The sequence below is a fragment of the Streptosporangium sp. NPDC001681 genome (genome assembly GCF_040298085.1).
Lineage (GTDB): Bacteria > Actinomycetota > Actinomycetes > Streptosporangiales > Streptosporangiaceae > Streptosporangium.
On record NZ_JBEOZN010000247.1, the window covers coordinates 1 to 5746 of the forward strand.

Consider the following 5746-nt stretch of genomic DNA (forward strand, 5'->3'; position numbering starts at 1 on the left):
CACAGATCTTTCGAGCGGCCCAGTTCGTTGTCGATGAAGCTGAGGATTTCCTCGGTACTCGCCGATTCGAGCATGCCGGCGACAGCGATTTCACTGGTTTCCGTGCCGCTCTCGCTCACCCTCGCCAGCAGGTGCCGCAGCCGGGTCGCGATGCCGTTCCGGGTGAGATCGTCGAGCGTGTTGCCGGAAAGCACGGTCTCGAACCGGTCGAGATCGGCCAGCAATGACAGCTCCACCACGGTGTTCGCTCCGGGCGCGATTTCCTCCAGAAGGTGTTCGGCGAGGCTGGCGGGGGTGGGGTAGTCGAAGATGATGGTCGCCGACAGCGGCAGCCCGGTGACGGCGTTGAGCCGGTTGCGCAGTTCCACGGTGGTCAGGGAGTCGAAGCCCAGCTCACGGAACTCCCGTCCCGGCTGGATCGCGTCCACCGAGTCGTGTCCCAGCACCACCGCCGCCTGAGCGCGCACCAACTCCAGCATCAGCCGCACCTGCTCGGCCTGCTCCAGCCCCGCCAGCCGCCGCACCAGCTCCCCATCCCCGCCCACGGGGACGGAGACCGCCGACCGACGCCCCACACGCACCAGGCCCCGCATCAAAGGCGGCACCTCGCCCATGGCCCGCAGCACCGACAGCTCCAGCCGCACCGGCACCACCATCGCCCGACCCGACACCTCAGCCGCCTCGAACGCCGCGAGCCCCTGCTCGGCCGACAGCGCCGGCATACCCGTCCGACTGATCCGCCGCATCTCGGCCCCACTCAGCGTGCCGGTCATCCCCGCGTCCTGTGCCCAGGCACTCCACGCCAGCGACAACCCCGCCAGCCCCCGCGCCCGGCGCGCCTCCGCCAGCGCGTCCAGGAACACGTTCGCCGCCGCGTAGTTACCCTGCCCAGGCGCTCCCACGACACCCGCGAGCGAGGAGAACAGCACGAACGCCGCGAGATTCGCGTCCTGAGTGAGCTCGTGCAGGTACCAGGCCGCGTCGACCTTCGGCCGCAACACCGCATCCAGCCCCTCCGCCGACAGCGACGGAATCGTGCCGTCGGCCAGCACACCCGCGGTGTGGATCACCGCGGTCAGCGGATGCTCGGCGTCGATCCCGGCCAGCAGCGCCACCACCTGATCCCGGTCGGCCATGTCGCACACCGCGACCGTGACCTCGACCCCGTGCGCGATCAACTCGGCCTGCAACTCCACCGCACCCGGAGCCTCCAGACCCCGGCGACTGGTCAGCAACAGATGCCGCACACCCCGCTCGGCCACCACGTGCCGCGCGAACAGCGCGCCCAGACCACCGGTGCCACCGGTGATCAACACCGTCCCCTCCGGGTCCCAGACCCGACTCGCCTCCCCGTCCAGGTCAGAGCCGGGCGCCACCCGCGCCAGGCGCGGCGCCCGTACCTCGCCATCGCGCACCACGGTTTGCGGCTCACCTGAGGAAAACGCCTCGGCCAGCACCCCTGGCAGTCCTGACAGCGGGAATTCCCGGTCCACATCTATCAGCAGGAACCGGCCCGGGTTCTCCGACTGGGCACTGCGGACCAACCCCCACACCCCGGAAGCCGGCAGATCGGTGACCACCTTGCCGCCCGCCGTGACCGCGCCCCGGGTGAGGAACACCAGCCGCGAATCGGCGAACCGGTCATCGGCCAGCCAGCCCTGCAGCAGGTCCAGAACGCGAGCGGTCAGCGCATGCGCCGACTCCACCACACCGCCCTCCGGATCCGAGATCGCCTCCACCATCACGACGGCCGGCACCGGACCCGCCTCAGCCAGCGACGACAGCTCCGCATGCACCGGCACCGGAAGGCCGCCCGGCTCCCCGGCCGCCCGCAACGCGGGAGCAACACCCAACGCGTCCAGACCAAGCACCGCCACCGGTATCGGCGGCACCTGACCGGCCTCCGGCACGCCGCTCACGGACGCCCACTCCACCCCGAACAACGACTCCCAGCCCACGCCGGCACCATCGGAGACCGCCAACTGCTCGGCCGAGACCGGCCGCAACACCACCGACCGCGCCGACACCACCGGCTCCCCGGCCGCGTCCACCGCGCTCAGCGACACCGCATCCGGCCCCGTCCTGACCAGCCGAACCCGCAACACCGACGCCCCGCCCGCGTGCAGGCACACCCCACCCCAGGAGAACGGCAACAAACCGCCCTCGGAATCGTCCAGCCCGGCGAATGGCACCCCGTGCAGCGCCGCGTCCAGCAACGCCGGATGCACCCCGAACGCATCCGCCTCCGACACCACCTGTTCAGGCAGCGCGACCTCGGTGAACACCTCACCATCGGCACCCCGCCAAGCCCCCCGCAACCCCTGGAACACCGGACCATAGACGAAGCCGTCCTCGGCCAGTTCCTCGTACAACCCCTCCAGCTCGATCGCGGTCGCCCCGGCCGGCGGCCACATCGCCACATCGAACGGCACGACCTCCGGAACACCGGCCGCGAGCGTTCCGGTCGCGTACCGCACCCACGGCACCTCATCGGCCGCCTCCGCCGAACGGGCATACACGCTCACGCTCCGACGGCCCGACTCCTCCTTGGCCCCCACCCACACCTGCACCACGACCGCATCGTCCTCGCCCAGCACCAGCGGAGCGGCCAGCGTCAACTCCTCCACCAGGTCACAGTCGACCTGGTCACCGGCCCGCACCGCCAGCTCCACGAACACCGAACCCGGCACCAGCACCGAACCCGCCACCACATGATCGGCCAGCCACGGCTGCGCACTCACCGACAACCGCCCGGTCAGCACCACCCCGTCGGAGTCGGCCCGCGGCATCGCGGCACCCAGCAGCGGATGATCCGTCGCGGCCAGGCCCACCGCCGCCACGTTCCCTATATCGGAGCCGGTGCTCTCGGGCCAGAACCGCTGGTGCTCGAAGGCATAGGTGGGCAGGTCGACCCGGCGCCCGCGCGGCAACACCGCCCGCCAGTCGACCGGCACCCCGTGCACATGCAGCTGGGCCAGCGCCGTCATCACCGCCACCTGCTCGTCCCGATCCTTACGCAGCACCGGCACCAGCACCGTGTGCGACTCGTGCACATGTGCCTCCGGCTCGGTCGCGATGGTGTCCTGGGCCATGGCGGTCAGCACACCGTCGGGGCCGAGCTCCAGATACGCTCGCACGCCCTGCGCGCGCAGGGTGCGGATGCCGTCGGCGAAGCGGACCGCGCCGCGGACCTGCTCCACCCAGTAGTCCGGCGAGCACAGCTGCTCGGCCGTGGCCGCCTGCCCGGTCAAGGTGGACACGATCGGAATCCTCGGCGCGCCGTAGGTGAGCCTGCTCGCCAGCGTGCGGAAGTCCTCCAGCATCGGCTCCATCAACGGCGAGTGGAACGCATGCGACACCCGCAACCGCTTCGTCCGCACCCCGCGATCCTCCAACGCGGCGGCGATATCGAGGACCCCCTTTTCCACGCCCGCGATCACCACCGAACCTGGACCGTTGATCGCGGCGACCGACACCTCGCCCTCGCGCTCGGCGAGCAACGGCTCGATCTCCTCCTCGTAGGCCTGCACCGCCACCATCGCCCCACCCGGCGGCAGCGCCTGCATCAACCGCGCCCGGCCCGCCACCAGCGCACACGCATCACTCAGGGACAACACCCCCGCCACATGCGCCGCGGTGATCTCCCCGATCGAATGACCGGCCAGCACATCCGGCCGCACCCCCCACGAGGACACCAACCGGAACAGCGCCGTCTCCACCGCGAACAGGGCCGGCTGCGCCCACCCGGTCTGATCCAGCAACCCGGCCCGCTCGCTGCCCGGCTCGGCGAACAACACCTCCCGCAACGACCCGTCCAGCAACGGGTCCAGCTCGCCGATCACCTCGTCCAACGCCGCCGCGAACACCGCGAACCGGTCATACAACTCCCGGCCCACCCCCGCCCGCTGGCTGCCCTGACCGGTGAACAACACCGCCAGCTGCGGCTCCGTCGCGGCCACCCCGAGCACCACACCGGCACCGGGGCGGTCCTCGGCCAGCGCACCCAGCCCGGCCAGGACCCCATCACGGTCGCCGGCCAGCACCACCGCCCGATGCTCGAACGCCGACCGCGTCGTGGCCAGCGAGAACGCGGCGTCGGCCAGACCCAGATCAGACTCACCGTCCAGGAACGACACCAGCCGCCCGGCCTGCGCCCGCAACGCCTGACCTGTCTTAGCCGACACCAGTACCGGCACCACACCCGCAGCCGGCACCCGGTCCTGCGGAGCCTCTTCTCCTACCGGCGCTTCCGGTCCTTGTTCGAGAATGATGTGCGCGTTGGTGCCACTGATCCCGAACGACGACACACCAGCCCGGCGCGGGCGACCGGTCTCCGGCCATTCCGCTGACTCGGTCAGCAGCTTCACCGCACCGGCTGACCAGTCCACGTGCGAGGACGGAGTATCGACATGTAGCGTCTTGGGCAGCATGCCGTGCCGCATCGCCATGACCATCTTGATCACACCGGCCACGCCCGCGGCGGCCTGGGTGTGACCGATGTTCGACTTGATCGCCCCCAGCAGCAGCGGCCGATCCTCCGGCCGGTCCTGCCCATAGGTCGACAGCAGCGCCTGCGCCTCGATCGGGTCACCCAGGATCGTGCCGGTCCCATGCGCCTCGACCGCGTCCACCTCGGCCGACGACAACCCGGCACTGACCAGCGCCTGGCGGATCACCCGCTGCTGCGACGGACCGTTCGGCGCGGTCAACCCGTTGGACGCACCGTCCTGGTTCACCGCCGAACCCCGCACCACCGCCAGCACCTGATGGCCGTTGCGGCGCGCGTCCGACAGCCGCTCCAGCACCAGCACGCCCACCCCCTCTCCCCAGCTGGTACCGTCCGCGGCGTCGGAGAACGCCTTGCACCGCCCGTCGAGTGCCATCCCGCCCTGCGCGCCGAACCCGGCGAACACCAACGGCAACGTCATCACCGTGATACCGCCGGCCAGCGCCAGCGAGCACTCCCCAGACCGCAGCGCCTGCGCCGCAAGGTGCAACGTCACCAGCGACGACGAGCAGGCGGTGTCCACCGTCACCGCCGGACCCTCCAGACCCAGCGTGTAGGACAGGCGGCCCGACAACACGCTGGCCGCCGTACTGGTGACACCATGACCCTGCGTATCCATATGATTACTCAGGATCAGATTCATGTAGTCCTGGCCGTTGGTGCCCATGAACACCCCGGTGTGGCTACCTTTCAGCAAGGCCGGGTCGATCCCGGCCCGCTCGACCGCCTCCCAGGACGTCTCCAGCAGCAACCGCTGCTGCGGATCCATCGCCAACGCCTCACGCGGCGAGATCCCGAAGAACCCAGGGTCGAACCCCGCCACATCCGCCAGAAACCCGCCCTGACACTCAACACCCATCGCCGACATCGTCTCCGCGTCCCAGCCCCGATCGACCGGGAACGAAGAGATCGCGTCCTGTCCCTCGGACAGCAACCGCCACAGATCCTCAGGAGAGCCGACCCCGCCCGGAAAGCGGCATGACATCGACACGATGGCGATCGGCTCGTGCCTGCCCGACTCCACCTCTTCGAGCCGCCGGCGGGTCTCGTGCAGATCGGCGGTGACCCACTTCAGATACTCGACGAGCTTCCGGTCTTCGGACATGAGAGTGGCCCTTCACATTGTTCAGACGCGGGCTCGAATCACAGATCTTTCGAGCGGCCCAGTTCGTTGTCGATGAAGCTGAGGATTTCCTCGGTACTCGCCGATTCGAGCATGCCGGCGACAGCGATTTCACT

At 69.9% G+C, this 5746-nt stretch carries 1 protein-coding gene; it reads right to left on the reverse strand.

Annotated features, from left to right (window positions below; genetic code table 11):
* Positions 1-5612 (reverse strand): type I polyketide synthase (locus ABT130_RS46760; protein ID WP_350966377.1); only part of this gene is annotated, 5612 nt, incomplete at its 3' end.
* Between the last annotated feature and the right edge of the window lie 134 nt (positions 5613-5746).